Below are 20,536 nucleotides of genomic sequence, written 5' to 3' on the forward strand. Positions count from 1 at the left end.
ATGAAAATACCAAGTGTGATATGAAAAAGAAGATAATTTCTCTGATGATAGCGGTCCTCGCGGCCGGGGCCTTTGTCTCGTGCAGCGACTGGACCGAACCCGAAGCGCGGGACTTCACGCAGCACAAGCCCGCATCCTATTACGAGAACCTGCGTGCATGGAAAGCCGACAAGAGCCATCCAATCGCCTTCGGCTGGTTCGGCGGCTGGGACCCCACGGGGGCCACGACGGCGACCAGCCTGATGGGGATTCCCGACAGCGTTTCGCTGGTGGCCAACTGGGCGACTTTTTCCCTTACGCCCGAACAGATGGAAGAGGTTGTTCAGGTCAAGAAGCTGAAAGGTACCGACGTGGTCGTGACCATCCTGCTGACCAACGTCGGCGCCAAGGCGACGCCCGAAGAGGTGACCGCCGGTGTCGAGGATACATGGGAGCAGGTGCGCCTGATGCGCGAGTATTGGGGCTGGACGGACGATGCAGATGCCGCCCAGATCGAGGCGGCCATCCGCAAATACGCCAACGGGTTGGTCGACGAGGTGCTCAAATACGGTTATACGGGTCTTGATCTCGACTATGAACCCGGTTTGGGGTCTTACCACAACGGCAATATCGTGATGAATCAGTCCCAGCAGGGCGATATCTATGCCGGCACCTCCCCCTCGCAGCGTACGACGTGGTTCGTCGATGAATGCTCCAAACATCTCGGCCCGAAATCGGGAAGCGGCAAACTGCTGATCGTTGACGGACTGGTGTCGTCGATGCCTAAGGAGACAATCGAATGCTTTGATTACTATATTCTGCAGACATACGCTTTGACAGCCCAGTCTTCGCTGGATTCCTACCGTTTGGCCGGGCTGGTCAACGCCTTCGGTGACATAATCGACGAGGAGACCATCACCAACCGCACTCTTGTTACCGAGAATCTCGAACCCGAAGCGATGTGGAAATACGGCGGAACGAGTTGTCGCCTTCCGGACGGGACCTACACCAATTCGCTGCAGGCCATGGCGCTCTGGCAGCCGGCCAACGGATTTCGCAAGGGCGGCATCGGCGCTTACCAGATGCAGAACGACTTCAAGAATGACTGTTACAAATATTTCCGCGCCGCCATCAACGCCATGGACAAGTTGGAAAAGGGCGGGGCGGAAGCTGACGACCAGCAATAATAAAACCGAATGAGATTATGAAAAATATGCTGAATATCTGCATCTGCCGGGCCTTATTCGCAGGTGCGCTGCTGACCGGGCTCGTTACCGGCTGCGACAATGCCGATCTCGGTGCGCTCGACAATGCCGCCTATATCAAAGAGGCTCAGAAAGCGTCGAGTACGACCGTCAAGGTCGAGGATGACGGCGGTAAGACTTCGCTTACCGTTCGTCTGGGCGGCAAGGGCGATACAGAGACCGCTTTCCGCTTCGAGATGAATCCCGACGTGCTGGAGCGTTATAATGCACTTAACGGAACTTCGTACGTACAGTTGCCGGAAACCTGTTTTGAACTGCCTGCCGATCCTGTCATAGTTCCGGCCGGCGAAGTGGCTGCCGCACCTGCGCAAATCGACATCCTGCCCTTCTCCGAAGAGATGGATGATTCGGGTTCTGTCTACGCTCTGCCCGTGACGCTGCGCTGTGTAAGCGGCGGTATGAAGATGTTGGGCGATGCGTCCGATTTCCTGATCGTCTGCGAGCGAAAGAAGATCATTCCCGTTCCGATCTTCAATAGCGAATACCGGACCGGAGGCTCCAGCAAACTGAACCGTGTGATGCTGAACATGAAGGATGCGCCCATCACCTTCAATGCCTATACCATCGAGTTCAAGATGTACAAAGAGGAGTTCACGGCCCGTAACTACATGATCGTCGGTTTCGACAACGGCGAGGGAAATATCAACAACCGTATGTGGGTCCGCTTCGAGGCTTCGTCCACCACTTCGGATGTGGTGAACCGCTGGATGCAGATGAACACCATGGCCCAGCCCGGCCAAACTGCTGTGACGCCCTGCGAGGCGAAGAAGTGGCAGCATGTGGCCATCGTCTTTGACGGCTCCGCGACGAGCCTTTACCTCGATGGTGAGCAGGTCGTACAGAAATCGGCTCCGCGCAATACCGTTACGTTCAAGTATTTTGCCCTGCTGCCGCAGCCCAGCTACTGCAATACGACCATCTCGTTCAGCGAAGTGCGCCTGTGGAACGTGGCCCGCACCTCCACTCAGCTCAAGAACAACGTGAATAACGTCGATCCCAAGAGCGAAGGCCTGCTGGGCTACTGGAAGATGAACGAAGGCCATGGGTACACGTTTGAGGACGCCACTGGCAACGGCAATACCGCCGAATGCGAATATTCGCGTGCCGGCGACTTGTGGGACCCGCAGTCTTACGGCCCTGCGACCGGATTGGAATGGGCGCCCGATATGGACAATATGTAACTCTTGTTCCGTTCGCTCTTTTTTGCTAATTTAGAACCGAGTTAATGGAGCGCAGGGGCCCTGCAATACGCCCCTGCGCTTTTTCAGCGATAAAAACTACTGGAATATGGAAAAAAGACTCTTTCTGTTCGGCGGTTTGGCCGCCGTCGCTGCGACGGGATGCGCCCGGCAGTCCGAAGCGCCGGCCCGTCCGATGAACATCCTCTATATCATGACCGACGACCATACGGCGCAAATGATGAGCTGTTACGATACGCGTTACGCTTCGACGCCCAATCTCGACCGCATCGCCGTCGAGGGCGTGCGTTTCACCAACAGTTTCGTCGCCAATTCCTTGAGCGGTCCCAGCCGCGCCTGTATGCTTACGGGCAAGCATTCCCACAAAAACGGTTTTTACGACAACACGACCTGCGTCTTTGACAATACGCAGCAGACTTTCCCCAAGCTGTTGCAACAGGCCGGATACGAAACGGCTGTCGTCGGCAAATGGCATCTCGAAAGTCTGCCCACCGGGTTCAACCATTGGGAGATCGTTCCCGGACAGGGCGATTACTACAATCCCGATTTTATCCGCCAGACGGGCGATACGGTGCGTTCCGAAGGGTACATAACCAACCTTATTACCGACAAGAGTCTCGATTGGCTGCGTTCGGGGCGTGATCCGGAGAAACCTTTCTGCCTGCTGGTGCATCATAAGGCCCAGCACCGCAATTGGATGGCCGACACCTGCAATCTGGCGCTTTACGAAGAGCTGGACTTTCCGCTTCCCGATACTTTTTTCGATGATTACGAGGGGCGTCCGGCCGCCGCAGCGCAGGAGATGAGCATTATGAAGGACATGGACCTGATCTATGACCTCAAAATGTGGCGGCCCGATAAGCGGAGTCGCCTGAAAGGCACCTACGAAGCGTTTGTCGGGCGGATGAATCCCGAACAGCGGGCGGCGTGGGACCGATTCTATACGCCGCTGATCGAGGATTTCTACCGCCGCAATCCGCAGGGCCGTGAACTGGCTCAATGGAAATTCACGCGTTATATGCGTGACTATATGAAAGTACTGAAATCGCTCGATGACAATGTCGGCCGCCTGCTGGATTATCTCGACGAGTCGGGGCTGGCCGAAAACACGCTGGTGGTCTACACTTCCGATCAAGGTTTCTACATGGGTGAGCACGGCTGGTTTGACAAGCGTTTCATGTACGAGGAGTCGTTCCGCACGCCGTTGGTGATGCGTCTGCCGGGCGGTGCCCGCGGCGACATCGTCGAAATGGTGCAGAATATCGACTATGCGCCGACATTCCTCGAACTGGCCGGAGTCGCCGTGCCCGACGACATACAGGGTGTTTCGCTGCTGCCGTTGCTGCGGGGCGAACATCCTGCTGGCTGGCGGCGCTCGTTGTACTACCATTTCTACGAATATCCGGCCGAACATATGGTCAGGCGCCATTACGGCGCGCGTAACGACCGCTGGAAGCTGATCCATTTCTACAATGACATCGACCAATGGGAGCTTTACGACCTGCAGGAAGATCCGCACGAACTGCGGAACCTTTACGGCCTGCCGGAATATGCTGCGCCCCGGCGGGAAATGACGGATGAGCTGGTGCGCCTGCAGACTCAGTACGGCGATACGCTGGCTCTGCGCAGGAACGGACGTGTAACGGCCGCAAACGGCAATTGATCGTGACCGGGCGCATGACACATGTTCGCATTTATGCTGCGTTGGCTGTGGGAATGTGGCTCATGGCCTGCACCGGGCCTGCGCCGGATGAACGGCCCGTGCTGATTCCCGTTCCGCAGAAAACGATATGGGGCGACGGGACCTACCGGCTCCCTGAACGGTTGCAGTTGGGCATTGCCGATACGGCTCTCATCGCCGCGGCCGGCTACGTGAACGAGGTGCTGGCGCCCTATGGCACTGTCGCCGTAGATCGGTGCGACCGGGGAGATATCGTGTTGGAACTCGATTCGGCCGCCTTGCCGCCTGAAGGGTACCGCCTGTCGGTGACGCATGCCGGCGTACGGATCGGGGGCGGTTCCTACCGGGGCGTCGTCAATGGCATCGCCACGCTGCGGCAGCTGCTGCCAGCGAAAGCCGGAAGCGGAGCGAAGATTCCTTATGCGGAGATCGCCGATCGGCCGGCGTTCGGATGGCGCGGCGTGATGCTCGACGTGAGCCGGCACTTTTTCGACAAAGAGGAGATTTTTACGCTGCTGGACCAGATGGCCCGGCTCAAGCTCAACAAATTTCATTGGCATCTGACCGACGATCAGGGCTGGCGGATTGAGATTCCGTGTTATCCCGAACTCACGCAAGAGGGGGCATGGCGGCTTTTCAATCGGCAGGATACGTTGTGCATGGGCCGCGCGGCGCGGGAACAAAACGACGATTTCCTGCTTCCCGTCCGGCGGCTGCGGACCGATGGCGCCGACACGCTTTACGGGGGATATTATACACGGAAGGATATCCGCGAGGTGGTGGCCTATGCCGCGGTTCGGGGTATCGACGTGATTCCCGAAATCGATATGCCCGGACATTGCTTGCAGGCCATCGACAGCTATCCGTGGCTGGCCTGTTTCGGACGCGGTTCGTGGGGGCAATCCTTCTCCTCGCCGCTGTGCGTGGGCAAGGACCGGACGCTGGCGTTCTGCGAAAGCGTCTGGGAAGAGCTTTTCGAACTTTTCCCCTATGAATATGTTCACATGGGCGGCGACGAGGTCGATAAGAGCAACTGGAAACGTTGTCCCGACTGTCAGACCCGTATGCGTGCCGAAGGGCTGCCTGACGAAGCGGCTCTTCAGGCGTGGTTCATGCACCGTATGCAGCGCTTTTGCGAAGCCCGCGGACGCCGCATGATCGGCTGGGACGAGATACTGGAAGGCGGAGCCGTTCCCGGTGCTACGGTCATGTGGTGGCGGCCGTGGGAACCGCAGTCCGTGAGTGCGGCCACCCGGCAGGGCTGTGAGGTCGTCCTCTGTCCGCAGTCGTGGTTCTATTTCTCGTTGGAAGAGGACGCAAACTCGCTCGCGCGCATCTGTCGCTTCGATATGCTGCCGGACTCGCTGTCCGATGCGCAGAAAAGGCTGATCAAAGGCGTGCAGGGCAACCTCTGGACCGAAAAAATCCCTGCGTGGTCCCGTGCGGAATATATGTTTTACCCGCGCCTGCTCGTTTTGGCCGAGAAAGGGTGGACCGAGCCGGGCAAGTTTGACGAGGACGCTTTCATGTCGCGGCTGCTGGACTATTGCCGACGGCTGGATGATGAGGGTGTCAACTATCGGATTCCGTCGCTGACGAATTATCATGCTGTCAGCGTCTTCACCGATTCGGTCCGGACTGCCGTCGTCTGTCCGCTGCCCGGTGCCGTTTTGCGCTATACGCTCGACGGCTCGGTGCCGACCGTAAACTCGCCGCGTTACGACGCCCCGCTGGTTATCCGCGACGATTGTACGCTGCACATCCGGCCCTACCATGCCGACGGCCGTACGGGCGACTGGATAATCGTCCGCTATGAGAAGCAGGATTATGCGCGGCCTTTGGAGCCGCGGGACACTGAACCCGGTTTGTGCGTCGATTGGTACTTCCGCCGTTTTCCCGGTTGCGACGCGATCGGCATTCCGGAGACTCTTTACGCTGCCGGCGGCCGTTGTGTCGTCGATTCGGTCTGTTTCCCTCGTGCGGCTGCCGGCCGCCGGGCCGTCGGGATGATTTTCCGGGGGTATATCGACATTCCGGCAACCGGGATCTATACCTTTGCGCTCGCTTCCGACGACGGCGCCATCCTGCGTATCGGCGGCAGGGTGGTGGTTGATAACGACGGAGAACATCCTCTGCTCGAAAAGAGCGGACAGGTTGCGTTGTCTGCGGGCCTGCATCCGCTCGAACTGCGCTATTTCGATTACAACGGCGGCGAGATTCGTCTTGTCCTGCTCGGCGACGACGGTGCCCGCCACCCGCTCGATACCGACCTGCTCCGCCACGATCCGTGAGGATTGTATTTTCGGTTTAAAGTCGTGTGATTGTCAATGCGTGTGCGAATTGTTTGCAGGAAGCTAAAAAACAAGGGGGCGCAATATTTTGCAACCCCTTGTTTACAATAGTGGAGAATACGAGAGTCGAACTCGTGACCTCTTGCATGCCATGCAAGCGCTCTAGCCAACTGAGCTAATCCCCCAATGCAGGTGCAAAGATAATCGGATTTTTTTATTTCTGCAATTTACGCTCGGAAAAAATCGCCGAAAATGAATTTTTACCGCAAAATCCGCCGCAGATCCGCATCTGGATCGTATCTGGACTGCGGGCAGAGCCGCTCTGGGCTGCATCAGGAGCGCATTCAGATGCGTTCATGACGGTATTCGGACCGCATACCGAGCCGCATCGACTGTGGCGGGACAGCTTCTGAACAGCATCCGAGCTGTAGCCGGCCTGTATACAGAGCTGCATTAACCGTAGCGAGACTGCATCCGAACTGTATCCGAACCGCATCCGAACCGCATCCAAATTGCATCCGATCTGTAGTCGGACTGCATGCAAAGCCGCATAGGGAGTGCCTTGACGGCTCTCGCCGGATATGTCGCCGAATATGTCGCCGGCTCATCGTTGACGGTCCCCGGCTGTCGCCGGGGCATATGAAATCTCCGATTTTTGCGTTATTGAATAGAGCCGGGGCCTGAAGACGATTCGGAAAGCAAGGATCGGAACGGCTGTTGCACTGATGCTCGGCATCGCAGCTTCGGCCGGCAGCCTGCGGCGACTGAAAAACAGCATACTATGAAAGCAATCGAACTGACGACAACGGAATTCCAGAAGCGGATTTATGACTTCCGGGCCAATCCGGATTGGAAATACGAGGGCGACCTGCCCGCCGTAATCGATTTTTACGCCCCGTGGTGCGGTCCCTGCAGGATGATGGGGGCGGTTATGGAGTCGCTGGCCGAAGAATATGCCGGGAAGGTCCGCATGTATAAGGTGAATGTGGACAAGGAAAAACGGCTTGCGGCGATATTCCGCGTGCGGAGCATTCCGACGTTCCTGTTTATTCCCGTGTCCGGTGAACCGAAGCACGCCAACGGAGCCATGGAGATCGCCCAAATGCGCCGGATCATCGACACCACGCTTCTCGAACACTGAATCGGCCCGCGGCTGCACGGACAAACGGCATGAAGACATGCGTCTTGCCCCTTATGACTTTGCGGAGAGGGGCAGGGGGCTGCAGCAGGCTGCGCCCGCTCTGCATAAAACCTCCGCCTTGTTGCGATGGATGCCGTTCGGACGCGGGACCTGTTCTTGCGAACGCTTCTCGAAGCCCTTTCACCCATATGCCTGCTGTCGGAACCAGCGTATGCGGCGCTTTGATTGCCGGAAACGGGAGATATGCTCTGAAATAAGAAACAGCCGGAATTTCCGGCTGTTTCTTGTTGAACTGTAACGAATTTTCAGGGACAGCATCCTTACGAGATCTTCCTGCGGACGTACCTGCTGCATCCCGCGATTTTCCGTGGTCCGGCCTTCCACCCTTGCGGTCTGTTGTCCCGCGATTTTCCGTGGCTCGGTCTTCCGTCTGCGCAGTTTGCCGTCTCGCTATTTTCCGTGGCTCGGTCTTCCGCCCTTGCGGCCTGCCGTCCCGCGATTTTAGTGGTCCGGTCTTCCGTCCTCGCTGTCTTCCGTTACTCGATCTCCCAAGTCGCGCCCGAATGCAGCAACTCGTCCACCGAGTGGATTTTGCTCTGGGCTTTGACCTCCTCGACCTGCCGGGCGACCTCGCGGTCGTAGACCGTGGCGTCCTCGACGGCCCGGATTACTCCCAAGGCGACGGGGTAGTCGGGGTACTTCATCGCCGCCAGCATCGAGTGGAGCGTCGTGTCGCGCTGGTGGGCGTCGTGCGTCAGCACGTCGTCCAGCGTGTAGCCGTCCTCACCGACGGTTACGACCTTCAGCTTCATGTTCTCGAAGACGATGCCTTTCTGCTTGTCGGCTCCGAACAGCATCTTCTCGCCGTGGCGCAGCGTTACGGTGCGCTCCGCACGCGTAGCCTTGTCGGCGGCGAACTCGCCGTGGGTCTTGTCGTTGAATATCACGCAGTTTTGCAGTACTTCGACTACCGACATGCCTTTGTGCATCGCGGCGGCCACCATGCACTCCTTCGAAAGTCCCACCTCCATGTCCACCGACCGGGCGAAGAACGTGCCCTTGGCGCCGATCACCAGTTCGCCGGGGTTGAACGGCTTCTCGACCGTGCCGTAAGGCGAGGTCTTGGTGATCTTGCCCAGCTTCGAAGTGGGGGAGTACTGGCCTTTGGTCAGACCGTAAATCTCGTTGTTGAACAGAATGACGTTGAGGTCCACGTTGCGGCGGATGGCGTGGATGAAGTGGTTGCCGCCGATGGCCAGCGAGTCGCCGTCGCCGGTGGTGACCCAGACGTTGAGCCGCGGGTTGGCGACCTTGACGCCCGTCGCCACGGCGTTTGCGCGGCCGTGTACGGAGTGGAACCCGTAGGTTTTCATGTAGTAGATGAAACGCGATGAGCATCCGATGCCCGACACGAACGTGAACATGTTGTGCGGCGTGTCTGTGGCGTCGGCTATTTCGGGCAGCGCGCGCTGCACGGCGTTGAGGATGGCGTGGTCACCGCATCCGGGGCACCAGCGTACCTCCTGATCGCTTTTGAAATCCGCTGGGGTGTATTTGTATTCTGCCATGGCGTTACTTCAATAAGGATTCGAATTTTTCTTTCAGTTCTACGACCGTGAAGGGCAGGCCCTCGCACTTGTTGTACTGTTCGTAGCGGAACTCCTGCAGGTTTTGGCGCAGGTAGTTGGCGAACTGACCTTCGTTCAGCTCGCAGACGACGATCCGGCGGAACTTCGCGAAGATGTCGCGCACGCCGTGCGGCAGCGGGTTGATGTAGTTGAAATGTGCGAGCGACACGCGTTTGCCTTCGGCGCGCATCTGATCGACGGCGTTCTGCAGGTGTCCGCGCGTTCCGCCCCATCCCACGACGAGCAGGTCGCCTTCCGGGTCGCCCCATACGGTTTGTGCGGGAATGTCGTCCGCGGCCTTGGCCACCTTTGCTGCGCGCGTCGAGACCATCTTCTGGTGGTTGGACGGGTCGTGCGAGATGCAGCCTTTCACGCAGTCTTTTTCCAGACCGCCCACGCGGTGCTCCAGTCCCACCTTGCCGGGGAACGCCCAGCCGCGGGCCAGCTTTTCGTCGCGCACGTAGGGCATGAATCCGCCTTCGGGCGCGTCGTCTACGATCGGCGGCTGGATTGCCGGGTAGTCCTTCATCGAGGGAATGCGCCACGGCTCCGAGCCGTTGGCGATGAAGCCGTCGGTGAGCAGGATCACGGGCGTCATGTGCTCCATCGCCAGCCGTCCGGCCTCGAACGCATAGTGGAAACAGTCGCTGGGCGACGATGCCGCCACGACGATCACCGGGCACTCTCCGTTGCGGCCGTAAAGGGCCTGCGAGAGGTCGCTCTGCTCGGTTTTGGTCGGCAGACCCGTCGAGGGGCCTCCGCGCTGTACGTCCACGACCACCAGCGGCAGCTCGGTCATCACGGCCAGTCCCAGCGCTTCGCTCTTGAGCGAGAGTCCGGGACCCGACGTGGTCGTCACCGCGAAATTGCCGGCGAATGCCGCGCCGATGGCGGTGCAGATGCCCGCGATCTCGTCTTCGGCCTGCACGGTCTTCACGCCGAGGTCCTTGCGCTTGGCGAGCTCTTCGAGAATGACCGTCGCCGGAGTGATCGGATACGAACCGCAGAAGAGCGGCAGCCCGGCTTTCTCGGCGGCGGCGCACAGGCCCCATGCCGTCGCCACGTTGCCGTTGACGGTGCGGTAGGTGCCCTTTTCGAGCGGCGCCGGGGCTACGGTGTAGGTGTTGGCGAACTGATGGGTGTTGGCCGCATAGTTATAGCCCGCGTCGATAGCCAGCTTGTTGGCTTGGGCCACGACCGGATTTTTCCGTGCGAATTTGGTCTCCAGATATTTGTATGCGTACGCTTCGGGGCGGTCGAAGAGGTAGAAGCAGATGCCCAGCGCGAACATGTTCTTGCACTTGACCACGGCCTTGTTGTCCAGTCCGGTCTCCTTGAGCGCTTCGCGCGTCATCGACGTGATGTCGGGGATGACGACGTTGTATTCGTCCAGTCCGAGCTCCGCGATCGGGTCGAGCGTGGCGAATCCCGCTTTCCTGAGATGCTCTTCGGTGATCGAATCGCCGTCGATGATCACCGTCGCGCCCTGCTTGAGCCATTTGCGGTTGGCTTTGAGCGCTGCGGGGTTCATGGCTACGAGCACGTCGCAGTAGTCGCCGGGGTTGAGTTCGCGGTGACTGCCGAAGTGTACCTGAAATCCCGATACGCCGGCCACGGTTCCCTGCGGCGCACGAATTTCGGCGGGGTAGTCCGGAAAGGTCGAGATGCCGTTTCCGAGCAGGGCCGAAGTGTCTGAAAAGAGCGTACCCGTGAGTTGCATGCCGTCTCCTGAGTCTCCTGAGAAGCGAATCACGACATCCTGCAACTCCCGTACATTGGTTTTCTCCATGTCTTGTTTCGGATTAGTAGGGTTTAGAAAAACAATATTGCAAATATATAAATTTATTGTCAGTTTGTTCCCCGGAGACGACTTTTTTCGGGGTTTTCCTGCGGCTTTTTGTGCGGGCGTTTTTGTTTTCGGTGATAATATGTGCGTAATTGGCGGATTCCGGCTTTTGTTTCGTTCGGAAAACGCCCGTTTCTGCATGAATTCGAAAGCGGGGAGTTTTTTAAATTTTTTTGGAATGCCGCCGTCCAGTGTCGAAGAACGGGAAGGCGTGATCCGTATGAATCATGCGAAGGCGCTTGCTGTCGCGTTGGACTGTTGATTTGTTTCGATACTCAGACCGCCGGGCTGTTTTGCCCGGCGGTTTGCGTATTATGGTCATGGCAGGGGCGGAACGGTTCCGGCTGGCGGAAAATCCCGCAACTTCTTTTTGCCGCGTAATTGTGCGGCTGGGGTTGAGGAGTATCCTTCCGCCGGACGGGTGGTCGGCGGAAGGAGCGTTTACCTTGTTCTGTTCCGGACGTAAATGAACTTCTGCTCTTTGTTTGCGGACAGTCGTTCTTCGGTTTCGATTGCCTCGGAGAGGGCTTTCACCAGCAGCGAAAGTTTTTTGTAACCGTAGTTGCGGGGGTCGAAGTCGGGCATTTTCTTGGTCAGGACACTGCCGACGATGCCGAGGAATGCCCAGCCGCTGTCGTCGGCGGCGTCTTCTATGGTATTGGCGAGCAGGTCTTTGAAATCGTCGTCTATCGGACGGATGATCGATTGGGACTGCGCAGGGTCCAGAGTCTGAGCCTGAACCGTAACCTGAGGCAGCTCCGAAGCGGGAACCACACCCGGAGTCTGTCCCGGAGCCGGAGCGGTTTTTTTGCCTGCGGCGGCTTCCGGCGTTCCGGGGGCCTGCGTGTCAGACGTCTGACGTCTTTTGGCGGATGTCTTTTTTTGTGCGGCTTTCGCTGCCGGGGCCTGTGTCGCAGCCGGAGCGGTACCCGGTGCAGGCGCAAGTGCCGGCGTCGGAGCGGCAGGCTGTCCGAGAATCTCGACGTAGATGAATTTGTCGCACGATTTGATGAACGGTTTCGGCGTTTTCTTTTCGCCGAAGCCCAGCACCTCGCGGCCCGATTCGCGGATGCGGCTCGCCAGACGCGTATAGTCGCTGTCACTCGATACGATGCAGAAACCGTTGACCGACTCCTTGTGCAGGATGTCCATCGCGTCGATTATCAGCGCCGAATCCGTTGCGTTCTTGCCTGTGGTGTAGGCATACTGCTGAATCGGGGTGATCGAGTTCTCCAGCAGAATGCTTTTCCATGCCGCGAATTTCGGATCGGTGAAGTCGCCGTAGATCCGCTTGATCGTCGGCGTTCCGTAATTGGCTATTTCGTCGAGTATGTCTTTGATTTTCCGGTGTGAGATATTGTCCGCATCGATCAGCACCGCGAATTTTTTATCGGAGAGTTCCATATTGGGTCGTCTTTGTTTCCGGCAAGATACGAATTTTTTCCTCAGGTTGTTGCTCCGGTTGGACCGTTCCGGTCTTTTCGGCTTGTGTTGCTCTGTTTGTTCTGCTCTGTTTTGTCCTGTTTTCCAGCCGCCGTTTCGCTGCCTTTTGGGCGGTTCTTCCGCATTTCCGCATCGTTCCCGTTCCGAATTTTCGTTCCCGGCCTTTTCGGATCCCGTCCCGGCTTCTCCCTGATCTGCCTCGATTCTTCTCTGATTCTTGCCCGGTCCTTTCCCGGCCCCACCCACACGAATGCCTCCCCCCCCCCTCGGATTTTTACGGCGTGAATTTTTTGCGGGCCTTCGGTGCCGGTCAGCGGGCCGCCGCTATCGGATCGAATTCATCCGGATGCTCGCCTTGACCAGCGCGATCGCGCGGATGCGGCTGAGCGCAACCTCCTTGTCGGCGTGGTGGGGATTCTGGCTGACGAGTTTGACGTAACCCTCGCGGTCGGATTTCTGGATGTATTTCACCGTGACGTACTCTTCGCCGTCGATGTCGATCGACAGCAGGTACATGTCGCCCCAGAATATGTCGTCGATGTTGCCCAGCTGCTTGTACAGCACGATGTCGCCGCTTTTGAGCAGCGGATACATCGAGTCGCCCACTATATATATCGCGCCGTCGCATTTCGGCAGGTTGGGGATGTGGATGAAGTTCACGGGTTTGGCCTGCGCCTGATCCGTGAACAGCGGCACCAGTCCCGCCGTTCCCTCGATCGAGTAGAGCGGCACGCTCTGCAGCGGCAGCGAATTGTCCGTGCGGAGTCTGTAGGCCGTCAGGTCGGGTTCGGCGTTGAACATGTTGCCTTTGCCGCTCTCCAGCCATTCGGGGTTTACGTTCAATTCCTGAACCAATATGTTGCGGTTCCGGGCCGAGAGTCCGGCTTTCCCCGTTTCGATCATCGAAAGGGCCGCTTTGCCGATGCCAAGATGCTGAGCCAATTGTTCTTGCGTCATGCCCAGCTGTTTTCGTATCAATTTTACCCGCGTGTTCATAGCTTTTAATCGGAAAATTTTATATCAAAAAATTGTATTTTTCGATTGGAAATTCAAATTTTGAACCTATATTTGTGCTGTAAAGTTAAACAATTTATTTGTACATGCAAATTATTTTGCAAAAATCCTGCTAATTATCAACTATGTATTCGGTTTCACCTGAACTTTATCAAGAGGTGGCGGCGCGTTTGGCGGATGCTGTCGACGGGGAAAACTACTTTTCGGGATCGCTCGCATTCCGTTTCGGCGATACGGACTGCCGTTTTACGGCGTCGGTCATCGTCTACCGGACGCGGCTCTCGCAGCCCGAAGGCGATGCGGAGCCTGTTTCGGACCTCGTGCCCGTATGGTGGGAGTTTCACACCTTCTCGGCGGAGGGCGAAATGCTGAACGACTTCGATTTTTCCGAGATGAAGCGCTTTGTCTGATCCCTGCTGTGGGCATGTCCTGCCGCCGGCGTGCGCAACCGTCCGGTCCCCGCTTTGCATCGGGCCGCTCCCCGGCCGCAGGCCGTGCGCCCTCCGGCTCCCCGCCTTGTTCGTTCCGGCATTTATCCTTCCTTGGTGCGGCGCAGCCCGCCGGAACGCTCTTTTTCTCTTCGAACCTCCCGCCGCGGCGCCGCGCATGGGTTCAAAATTTCTACAAATGGTCTTGAAATCCAAATTGTCCTCTGCGGAAGCCGATTCCGCAGAGGTTTTTGTTCCGGCCGGCATTCTCGCGCCGGATTATCCTGCAAATCCTCTCGCCGGCGAATTTTTGCTCCGCGATCCGCTTTCCGGCGACCCGCTTTCCGGTGCATCTTTTTCCGGTGAATCTCTCCCCGGTGATCTTCTCCCCGGCGAACCTCTCCCCGGCTCCGATGTTTTGGCTTCCGGTGCTTGCGGCTCCGGTTCCGCTTCGTCCGGTTTCGTGCCGTCTGATTCCGTTCTTCCCGATTCTGCGCCGTCGGATTTCGTTCCTTCCGGTTCTGCTCTGTCCGGTGCAGTTCCATCCGGTGTTGTGCCGTCGGATTTCGTCCCTTCAGGTTCCGCTCACTCTGCTTCTGCCTCCTTGTCCTCGCTTTCCGGCGTCACCTCGGCAGTTTCCGGCTCGGCCGACCTTCCTCCGTTCGAGCGGTTCGCCCTCGGAGTCTATCCCTTTCTGGAGTTGCAGCCTTTCCACCGGGCCTATTACCGCGTGCTCGAAGCTTTCGCCGCGGGCCGTGTCCGGCGGCTGATCGTCACCATGCCGCCCCAGCACGGCAAAAGCGTCGGTGCCACGACCCTGCTTCCGGCCTATGTGCTGGGGCTGGACCCCGATCAGCGCGTGGCGATCGCCTCCTATTCCGGGGCGCTGGCGTCGAAATTCAACCGCCGTGTCCAGCGTATCATCGAGTCGCGCGAGTACGCCGCGTTCTTCCCCGCGACGACCATCAAGCAGGGTTCCAAGCCGCCCAGCTATATCCGCACGGCCGACGAGGTCGAGATCATCGGCTGCCGGGGCGGCCTGCTTTCGGTGGGCCGCGAAGGTTCGCTCACGGGCAACCGCGTCGATTGTTTTATCCTCGACGACCTCTACAAGGACGCCCTCGAAGCCAATTCGCCGCTCATCCGCGCCAACTGCTGGGAGTGGTATACGTCGGTGGTCCGCACCCGCATGCACAACGCTTCGCGTGAGCTGATCGTCTTCACCCGCTGGCACGAAGAGGACCTGATCGGCACGCTCACTGCCCGCGAACCGGTCGCGGAGCTGAGGGAGTGGGCGCAGCTCGACGGCCTGCCCGCCGACACGTGGCTGCACCTGAACTTCGAAGCGCTCAAATCCTCGCCCCCGACCGGAATCGACCCGCGCATGCCGGGCGAGGCGTTGTGGGAGCAGCAGCAGGGCGCGGCCCTGCTCGAAGCCAAGCGGCGGCTCGATCCGCTGCAGTTCGAAAGCATGTATCAGGGGCATCCCTCCTCGCGCGAGGGGCTTTTATACGGGCTGAATTTCGCCGAGTACGACGACCTGCCGCACGAGATCGTCCGCCGCGGCAACTATACCGACACGGCCGATACGGGCGACGACTACCTCTGTTCGCTCTCGTACGCGGTCGATGCCGACGGGGCTATCTACATCACCGACGCCGTCTATACGCGCGAACCGATGGAGGTCTCCGAACCGCTGGTCGCCGAGATGCTGCTGCGCTCCGACACGCGGCAGGCGGCCGTCGAGAGCAACAACGGCGGCCGCGGCTTCGCCCGCGCCGTGCAGTCGCTCTCGCCCGGCGTGCGCATCGAATGGTTTCATCAGGGAGGCAACAAGGAGGCCCGCATCCTCTCCAATTCGGCCACTGCGCTTCACCTCCTGCGGTGGCCGCGGGGCTGGAATTTCCGCTGGCCCGAACTCTACGCCCACCTGACCACCTACCGTCGCCGTTTTCGTGCCAACCGCTGGCACGATGCCGCCGACGTGGTGACGGGGATCGTCGAACGCGAAGCCGCCGACCGCAGCCGGAGCCGCGTGCGGGGCGTGCGGTTTCTGTAGGTCGGGATCGGGTTTTTGCGGCCTAAAAGTAGTATTTGAAACCGACCGTCGGGCTGATTCCGAGCTGGAAAGAGACCCCGTTCACACCCGTTCCCGAATATGACAGGTAGCTGTAGTCCAACGTCAGAAGGCTGACTGAGAGTCCGATATGGGCCGACGGCCTGATTTCGAACGCTCCGAGCGACAATCCTGCATCGAAGCCGTATCCGCTGGTCCCGTCCGTCGATGCGAACGCGAATCCCACGGCCAGCTGCGGCGTGTAGTAGAAGCGGTCGCACAGTCTGACGTAATAGGCGAGGCTGGGACCTGCCGTCAGCCCGTGCGTCGTTTCGCCGTCGGATGAAATCAGTTGGTAGCCGATCGAGCCGCCGACGCGCAGTCGGTCGGATGCGAAATAACCGAATTCGGGTGCAAATCCGAATGTCGTCTGCGATGCGGAGGAGCCGTCGATGCTGATCGACGTCGTCGTTATGCCGATTATTCCGCCGACATATTTGTCACCCCTGCTTTGGGCGGAGAGGGTCGGAATACACAGCATAAGGGCCAGAGCCGGAAAGAGAAGTTTTTTCATGCTTGTCGATTTAAAGGTTAGCGGTTGAGTGACGTTTGCGCTTCCAAGTTAGAAAAAAAAGCGATATCCGCCGTTTTTTTTGCCTGTAAAAAATGCCGCTTTTCACTTCCGGACAGCCGGCCGGCCGCGGCTTCTCGCCCCGAAAAGGCGGCCGCTGCGGCGACGCAATGTGAAGCCTGCGTTAAATTATCTTCCCGTGCGGAACCAATCGCCCCGATTTTTCGTACCTTTGGCCCCATGGTTATTTAGTTCGCACTAATCCCAATTTAAATGAAAGCATTGAAAATCGGAAATTTGCTCGCCACCGTCCCCATCGTGCAGGGCGGCATGGGCGTAGGCATATCCCTCTCCGGACTGGCTTCGGCCGTTGCCAATCAGGGCGGCGTCGGCGTCATTTCGTCGGCAGGTCTCGGAGCCATCTACAACAACTATTCGAAAGACTACCGCGCAGCCTCGATCTGGGGGCTTAAGGAGGAGCTTCGCAAGGCCCGCGAAGCCACGCGGGGCATCGTCGGCGTAAACGTTATGGTCGCCATGTCGAATTTCGCCGACATGGTGAAGACCGCCGTCGCCGAGAAGGCCGACATCATCTTTTCGGGCGCCGGCCTGCCGCTCAACCTGCCGTCGTTCCTCACGGAGGGCGCCAAGACCAAGCTGGCCCCGATCGTGTCGTCGGCGCGTGCGGCGAAACTGTTGTGTCAGAAGTGGTTCTCGGAGTACAGGTACATTCCCGACGCCATCGTCGTCGAAGGCCCCAAGGCGGGCGGTCACCTCGGATACAAGGAGGAGCAGCTCGCCGACGAGCATTTTTCGCTCGAAGCCCTCGTTCCCGAAATCGTCGCCGAGGTGCGCGCTTTCGGTGCCGAACACGACTGCCATATTCCCGTCATCGCGGGCGGCGGCATCTACACCGGCGAGGATATCTACCGTATCATGCAGCTGGGCGCCGACGGCGTGCAGATGGGCACGCGCTTCGTGACCACCGAGGAGTGCGACGCCGATCCGGCCTTCAAGCAGACCTATCTCGACGCCAAACCGCAGGACATCGAGATCATCAAAAGTCCCGTCGGCATGCCGGGACGGGCTATCCACAGCTCGTTCCTCGATAGGGTGAAAGAGGGGCTTAAACGCCCCAAGAACTGTCCGTTCGACTGCATCAAGACCTGCGACGTGACGCACAGTCCCTACTGCATCATGCTGGCGCTCTACAACGCATTCAAAGGCAAGCTGCAGAACGGCTACGCCTTCTGCGGCGCCAACGCATGGCGCGCCGAGAAGATTCAGTCGGTGCGCGACCTGATGGCCGCGCTCAGAGACGAGTACGATAACTTTTCGCTGAAGGAAAAACTCTTCGGCGCAAGATAAGCCCCCTCCCGGTTTGCCGGGATAATATTTCGGCAGGCGTTTCCGGACGCCTGCCTTTTCAGCCCCTAATTTATTAGGGGCTTTTTATTTGACCGTGAATTTTTTCCGGCATCCGCGTTCCACCGGGTTGATTTTTTATTATATTTGACTCCCGGTTAGGTTATTGATGGTGTTTTGCCGGACGATCATCGAAAACATTACTGGGCTTTTTGTCGTGAGTCCGGAGAGACTGCTGTCGGTACTGCCGTATTATTAATTCTTAAAACTTGGTTTATGAGAAACTTTTTAAGGAAGTCAGCTTTGCTGACGGCTGCATCGCTGGTGTTTTTCGCCTGCGACGACGATGAGAAGAAGGTCCCCGAAACGGTCGTGACGCTCGACCGGACGGAATTGAATCTCAATGTCGGGTTTTCCGAAACGCTCGTAGCGACCGTTACCCCCCCCCCCTGCAGGACGGCGTAGCGGTAGTTTGGTCTTCTGACGACGAGGTAGTTGCGACGGTCGAGGACGGTGTCGTCACCGCTCTTGCCGCCGGTGAGGCCACTATTACCGCCAGCGTGGGCGAGAGCAAGGCGACCTGCACGGTGACGGTGGCTTACGTTGCGCCGAAGATCGGCGACTATTACTATTCCGACGGTACGTGGAGCGACGGCGGACTGGTAAGCATCGAGGCCGACGGACTGAATCCCGTCTGGGCCGACACCAAACCCGCTCCCGTCGCCGGTAAGACCGTTATCGGCATCGTCTGCCAGACGGACGAAAACCGGATCGCCGCCGGCGACAAGGAGAAGGGCTATACGCACGGGTATGTCGTGGCTGTGAAAAATGCCCATAGCGCCGACAGCCAGACGGTTCAGTATTCTACCGACAATGATTTCGCAAGCACTCCGAAAGCGAAAATTGCAAGCACGTGGTATGGCAATGTCAATGGTTACGAAGAGACGATGAAAACCGTATCCGATTATGGACCGAACCTTGCTACATGGTGCCCTGCTTTCGATTTGACGGTTAATAATTTCTCGCTCCCGGCTTCCGAAACGTCGAGCGGCTGGTTCCTGCCGAGCACCGGGCAGTTATGGGATATGGTGGCCAATCTCTGCGGCCATGAAGCTGCTCTGCTTCTGAAAGAGTGGCAGACTTCGAGTTATAATGTCTATTACGGTTACAACTCCGAAAATGTAAGCTATGACGTGATTGCGAAATTCAACGAGACGCTTGCGATGATTCCCGCCGATCAGAAGGAGGAGCTGTTCGTGACGGACGGCACCCATTACAATACCTGTACGCTGTGGGCTACGACCTGCTTTGAACCCGGCGAGACGGCATGTATCATTCATATCGGCGGTTCCGAGAAACATCTGGTGGAGCTTATGTGCGAGTATATCGATTACGACGGTATCGCCCGTCCGATCCTTGCATTCTAAATAGATCGCTTTTGTGGAAGCGCGGAGTGCTTTTCCGCGTCTTCCGGACCTGCTCCCGGCCGTTCGGCCGGGAGCTTTTTTGTGGCCGGCTGCATCCGGCTCATGCGGCTTCGGCGTCCGGTTTCTGCCGTTTCCGCGTCCGGCTCCTACAGCTCCTGCAGCCGCGCCACGGGCGAGACGCCGAGCGACGAGAAGTCGCCGTGCTGGTAGCGGTAGTAACCCGCCATGGCGATCATCGCCGCGTTGTCCGTCGTGAACTTGAATTCGGGCAGGAACGTGCGCCAGCCGCGCCTGCGGCCCTCTTCGACGATCCCGTTGCGCAGTCCTGAGTTGGCCGAAACGCCGCCCGCGATGGCGATGTCGCGGATGCCGAGGTCCTTCGAGGCCCGCACCAGCTTGTCCAGCAGGATTTCGACGATCGTCTTCTGCAGCGAAGCGCAGAGCGAGGCCTTGTTGTTCTCGATGAAACCGGGATCGTTGGCCACGGCGTCGCGCAGCGTGTAGAGGAACGAGGTTTTGAGCCCCGAAAACGAGTAGTCGTATCCGTCTACGTGGGGCCGTGCGAACCGGAACGCCTTCGGATCGCCCTCCTTGGCCAGTTTGTCGATTACCGGGCCGCCGGGGTAGGGCAGTCCCATCACTTTGGCACATTTGTCGAAGGCTTCGCCCGCGGCGTCGTCGATCGTCGTGCCGATGATCTCCATTTCGAGGGGAGAATCCACGCGCACGATCTGCGTGTGGCCGCCGCTCACGAGCAGGCAGAGGAACGGGAATCCGGGGTGCGGCAGCGCGTGGTCCTGAAGGTCGATGAAATGCGAAAGTATGTGTCCCTGAAGGTGATTGACCTCGACCATCGGGATGTTGTGCGCGATGGAAAGCCCCTTGGCGAACGACACGCCCACCAGCAGCGAACCCAGCAGTCCGGGGCCGCGCGTGAAGGCGATGGCGTCGATCTCTTCGGGCGTCAGTCCGGCCTCCTTGAGCGCCGTGTCCACCACGGGAATGATGTTCTGCTGGTGCGCCCGCGAAGCCAGTTCGGGGATCACGCCGCCGTATTTGATGTGGACAGCCTGCGAGGCGATGACGTTCGACAGCAGCACGTTGTTGCGTATCACGGCGGCGGATGTGTCGTCGCACGAGGATTCGATGCCCAGAATAGTAATATCCATGCGGTTTTTCGTTTTTTTAACTAATTATAGTTA

General features: G+C 58.5%; 17 protein-coding genes and 1 tRNA gene. 10 read left to right on the plus strand and 8 right to left on the minus strand.

Going from position 1 to position 20,536, the window contains the following annotated elements; translation table 11 throughout:
* The first annotated feature begins 20 nt into the window (after positions 1-20).
* The 4 genes from ACESTR_RS05335 (at position 21) to ACESTR_RS05350 (ending at position 6,415) form a co-directional block, all read left to right on the plus strand.
* Entirely contained in the window at positions 21-1,166 is a 1,146-nt protein-coding gene (locus ACESTR_RS05335) for a glycoside hydrolase family 18 (RefSeq protein ID WP_227042735.1), read from the plus strand.
* A 17-nt stretch (positions 1,167-1,183) separates the two neighbouring features.
* Entirely contained in the window at positions 1,184-2,425 is a 1,242-nt protein-coding gene (locus ACESTR_RS05340) for a BT_3987 domain-containing protein (protein ID WP_237959129.1), read from the plus strand.
* A gap of 106 nt (positions 2,426-2,531) precedes the next feature.
* Entirely contained in the window at positions 2,532-4,106 is a 1,575-nt protein-coding gene (locus tag ACESTR_RS05345; RefSeq protein WP_373178946.1) for a sulfatase, read from the plus strand.
* A gap of 14 nt (positions 4,107-4,120) precedes the next feature.
* Positions 4,121-6,415 carry a family 20 glycosylhydrolase gene (locus ACESTR_RS05350; protein WP_373178948.1) on the plus strand — a complete coding sequence of 765 codons (2,295 nt, stop codon included), beginning with the start codon at positions 4,121-4,123 and terminating at the stop codon, positions 6,413-6,415.
* Between the two features lie 111 nt (positions 6,416-6,526).
* Here ACESTR_RS05350 and ACESTR_RS05355 read toward each other — a convergent pair.
* A tRNA-Ala gene (locus ACESTR_RS05355) sits at positions 6,527-6,600 on the minus strand.
* 596 nt (positions 6,601-7,196) lie between these two features.
* Between ACESTR_RS05355 and ACESTR_RS05360 the strand changes: the two genes are divergently transcribed.
* On the plus strand, positions 7,197-7,556 hold the full coding sequence (locus tag ACESTR_RS05360; protein WP_278713811.1) for a thioredoxin family protein: 360 nt from the start codon (positions 7,197-7,199) through the stop codon (positions 7,554-7,556).
* A gap of 536 nt (positions 7,557-8,092) precedes the next feature.
* Here ACESTR_RS05360 and ACESTR_RS05365 read toward each other — a convergent pair.
* The 4 genes from ACESTR_RS05365 to ACESTR_RS05380 all read right to left on the minus strand — a co-directional run bounded on the left by ACESTR_RS05365 (position 8,093) and on the right by ACESTR_RS05380 (position 13,469).
* Entirely contained in the window at positions 8,093-9,124 is a 1,032-nt protein-coding gene (locus ACESTR_RS05365; protein ID WP_009596266.1) for a 2-oxoacid:ferredoxin oxidoreductase subunit beta, read from the minus strand.
* 4 nt (positions 9,125-9,128) lie between these two features.
* Positions 9,129-10,973, minus strand: a complete 1,845-nt coding sequence (locus ACESTR_RS05370) for a 2-oxoacid:acceptor oxidoreductase subunit alpha (RefSeq protein WP_302575347.1) — start codon at positions 10,971-10,973, stop codon at positions 9,129-9,131.
* A gap of 498 nt (positions 10,974-11,471) precedes the next feature.
* Complete coding sequence (locus tag ACESTR_RS05375) at positions 11,472-12,434, minus strand: NYN domain-containing protein (RefSeq protein ID WP_009596267.1); 963 nt, start codon at positions 12,432-12,434, stop codon at positions 11,472-11,474.
* Between the two features lie 363 nt (positions 12,435-12,797).
* Entirely contained in the window at positions 12,798-13,469 is a 672-nt protein-coding gene (locus ACESTR_RS05380; protein ID WP_022043543.1) for an XRE family transcriptional regulator, read from the minus strand.
* 143 nt (positions 13,470-13,612) lie between these two features.
* Between ACESTR_RS05380 and ACESTR_RS05385 the strand changes: the two genes are divergently transcribed.
* Positions 13,613-13,897: a hypothetical protein gene (locus ACESTR_RS05385; protein WP_014774309.1), complete on the plus strand. Its 285-nt coding sequence runs from the start codon at positions 13,613-13,615 to the stop codon at positions 13,895-13,897.
* Positions 13,898-14,519: 622 nt separating this feature from the next.
* The gene (gene terL, locus ACESTR_RS05390; protein WP_373178951.1) at positions 14,520-15,974 is read left to right on the plus strand and encodes a phage terminase large subunit; all 1,455 of its coding nucleotides are present in this window, start codon (positions 14,520-14,522) and stop codon (positions 15,972-15,974) included.
* A 22-nt stretch (positions 15,975-15,996) separates the two neighbouring features.
* Here terL and ACESTR_RS05395 read toward each other — a convergent pair whose 3' ends face one another.
* Positions 15,997-16,545 carry an outer membrane beta-barrel protein gene (locus ACESTR_RS05395; protein ID WP_039939470.1) on the minus strand — a complete coding sequence of 183 codons (549 nt, stop codon included), beginning with the start codon at positions 16,543-16,545 and terminating at the stop codon, positions 15,997-15,999.
* A 17-nt stretch (positions 16,546-16,562) separates the two neighbouring features.
* Positions 16,563-16,784 carry a hypothetical protein gene (locus tag ACESTR_RS05400; protein ID WP_130062973.1) on the minus strand — a complete coding sequence of 74 codons (222 nt, stop codon included), beginning with the start codon at positions 16,782-16,784 and terminating at the stop codon, positions 16,563-16,565.
* A gap of 31 nt (positions 16,785-16,815) precedes the next feature.
* Here ACESTR_RS05400 and ACESTR_RS05405 point away from each other — a divergent pair, with 31 nt between their 5' ends.
* The 3 genes from ACESTR_RS05405 (at position 16,816) to ACESTR_RS05415 (ending at position 19,334) form a co-directional block, all read left to right on the plus strand.
* Positions 16,816-17,910, plus strand: a complete 1,095-nt coding sequence (locus tag ACESTR_RS05405) for an NAD(P)H-dependent flavin oxidoreductase (RefSeq protein WP_009596251.1) — start codon at positions 16,816-16,818, stop codon at positions 17,908-17,910.
* Positions 17,911-18,183: 273 nt separating this feature from the next.
* Positions 18,184-18,372 carry a hypothetical protein gene (locus ACESTR_RS05410; RefSeq protein WP_373178954.1) on the plus strand — a complete coding sequence of 63 codons (189 nt, stop codon included), beginning with the start codon at positions 18,184-18,186 and terminating at the stop codon, positions 18,370-18,372.
* Entirely contained in the window at positions 18,357-19,334 is a 978-nt protein-coding gene (locus tag ACESTR_RS05415) for an Ig-like domain-containing protein (RefSeq protein ID WP_373179023.1), read from the plus strand. Before ACESTR_RS05410 ends, ACESTR_RS05415 begins: the two co-directional genes overlap by 16 nt.
* Before the next feature lie 146 nt (positions 19,335-19,480).
* Here the strand turns inward: ACESTR_RS05415 and tsaD are convergent, their stop codons facing one another.
* A complete protein-coding gene (gene tsaD / locus ACESTR_RS05420) occupies positions 19,481-20,503 on the minus strand; it encodes a tRNA (adenosine(37)-N6)-threonylcarbamoyltransferase complex transferase subunit TsaD (RefSeq protein WP_373178956.1) in 1,023 nt (340 codons plus the stop codon).
* Positions 20,504-20,536 lie beyond the last annotated feature (33 nt).

It is taken from the genome of Alistipes sp. DJF_B185 (genome assembly GCF_964250025.1).
Lineage (GTDB): Bacteria > Bacteroidota > Bacteroidia > Bacteroidales > Rikenellaceae > Alistipes > Alistipes finegoldii.

What these genes read in the sequence shown, in the direction of transcription:
- ACESTR_RS05335 (WP_227042735.1), top strand. Translation starts at nt 21, where the DNA reads ATGAAAAAGAAGATAATTTCTCTGATGATAGCGGTCCTCGCGGCCGGG.
- ACESTR_RS05340 (WP_237959129.1), top strand. Translation starts at nt 1,184, where the DNA reads ATGAAAAATATGCTGAATATCTGCATCTGCCGGGCCTTATTCGCAGGT.
- ACESTR_RS05345 (WP_373178946.1), top strand. Translation starts at nt 2,532, where the DNA reads ATGGAAAAAAGACTCTTTCTGTTCGGCGGTTTGGCCGCCGTCGCTGCG.
- ACESTR_RS05350 (WP_373178948.1), top strand. Translation starts at nt 4,121, where the DNA reads ATGACACATGTTCGCATTTATGCTGCGTTGGCTGTGGGAATGTGGCTC.
- ACESTR_RS05360 (WP_278713811.1), top strand. Translation starts at nt 7,197, where the DNA reads ATGAAAGCAATCGAACTGACGACAACGGAATTCCAGAAGCGGATTTAT.
- ACESTR_RS05365 (WP_009596266.1), bottom strand. Translation starts at nt 9,124, where the DNA reads ATGGCAGAATACAAATACACCCCAGCGGATTTCAAAAGCGATCAGGAG.
- ACESTR_RS05370 (WP_302575347.1), bottom strand. Translation starts at nt 10,973, where the DNA reads ATGGAGAAAACCAATGTACGGGAGTTGCAGGATGTCGTGATTCGCTTC.
- ACESTR_RS05375 (WP_009596267.1), bottom strand. Translation starts at nt 12,434, where the DNA reads ATGGAACTCTCCGATAAAAAATTCGCGGTGCTGATCGATGCGGACAAT.
- ACESTR_RS05380 (WP_022043543.1), bottom strand. Translation starts at nt 13,469, where the DNA reads ATGAACACGCGGGTAAAATTGATACGAAAACAGCTGGGCATGACGCAA.
- ACESTR_RS05385 (WP_014774309.1), top strand. Translation starts at nt 13,613, where the DNA reads ATGTATTCGGTTTCACCTGAACTTTATCAAGAGGTGGCGGCGCGTTTG.
- ACESTR_RS05395 (WP_039939470.1), bottom strand. Translation starts at nt 16,545, where the DNA reads ATGAAAAAACTTCTCTTTCCGGCTCTGGCCCTTATGCTGTGTATTCCG.
- ACESTR_RS05400 (WP_130062973.1), bottom strand. Translation starts at nt 16,784, where the DNA reads ATGGGGCCAAAGGTACGAAAAATCGGGGCGATTGGTTCCGCACGGGAA.
- ACESTR_RS05405 (WP_009596251.1), top strand. Translation starts at nt 16,816, where the DNA reads ATGAAAGCATTGAAAATCGGAAATTTGCTCGCCACCGTCCCCATCGTG.
- ACESTR_RS05410 (WP_373178954.1), top strand. Translation starts at nt 18,184, where the DNA reads ATGAGAAACTTTTTAAGGAAGTCAGCTTTGCTGACGGCTGCATCGCTG.
- tsaD (WP_373178956.1), bottom strand. Translation starts at nt 20,503, where the DNA reads ATGGATATTACTATTCTGGGCATCGAATCCTCGTGCGACGACACATCC.